This window comes from Gelatiniphilus marinus (assembly GCF_042684345.1).
Classification (GTDB): domain Bacteria; phylum Bacteroidota; class Bacteroidia; order Flavobacteriales; family Flavobacteriaceae; genus Gelatiniphilus; species Gelatiniphilus marinus.
In genome coordinates, this window is record NZ_JBHULK010000026.1 from 1 (window position 1) to 748 (window position 748).

Below are 748 nucleotides of genomic sequence, written 5' to 3' on the forward strand. Positions count from 1 at the left end.
ATTTAACGAAAACTTGAGCCTAGAATTAGAAAACATAGAGAAACGTAAAACCATACCTTTAACAAAAGGAGAATGGCTAGCCTTTTTCTTCGTTCCAGTTAATCCCAATTGGCGTTTAAATCCAAAAAGTGCCAACCAAATTGAATTTGAACGTTATAAAAAGTTTGGATTTGAAAAAAAAGTTGAACAAGCCGAAAAAGCAAGAATTGCTGGAATACTATTTTATCTTCTAATAATACTTGTTGCAATCATAATTAGTAGTTTTTAAATGGAAAAAATAATTACTGAAATAAACAAAGCTTGGAATTGGAAAGGGTTTAACGCGACCGAAATAGTTCGAACGAATGAATTTGGAAACGTGATTTTCAAAACCGACAAAAACGAATATTGGAGGATTTGTCCCGAAGAAATTAGTTGTGGGAAAATTGCGGAATCAGAATCGGAATTTAATAAAATCTCATCTGACTCTGAATTTATAGAAGATTGGGAGATGACAAACCTTGTGAATATTGCGAAATCGGAACTTGGAGAATTAAAAGAAAACGAAAAATATTGTCTGAAAATGTCGGCTGTTATTGGCGGAGAATATGAAAAATCGAATCTCGGAAAAATTAGTTTTGCGGAATTAATTGCTTTTAGCGGAGATTTAGGGTTTCAGATGAAGGATTTGAAAGACGGACAAAAAATAAAACTGAATATAAAAAACTAGGCACAACAACGTGTATAATTCATTGCTTCTGATTTTCCT

The 748-nt window shown here is 32.4% G+C and carries 2 protein-coding genes; both read left to right on the forward strand.

What is annotated here, in order from left to right:
* Positions 1-268, forward strand: a 268-nt coding sequence (locus ACFSQS_RS16135) for a hypothetical protein (RefSeq protein WP_388021255.1), incomplete at its 5' end; no start/stop codon positions are given.
* Positions 269-709: a T6SS immunity protein Tdi1 domain-containing protein gene (locus ACFSQS_RS16140; RefSeq protein WP_388021257.1), complete on the forward strand. Its 441-nt coding sequence runs from the start codon at positions 269-271 to the stop codon at positions 707-709.
* The last annotated feature ends 39 nt before the right edge of the window (positions 710-748 follow it).

Coding starts and splice junctions, on each gene's coding strand:
- ACFSQS_RS16140 (WP_388021257.1), top strand. CDS start 269: ATGGAAAAAATAATTACTGAAATAAACAAAGCTTGGAATTGGAAAGGG.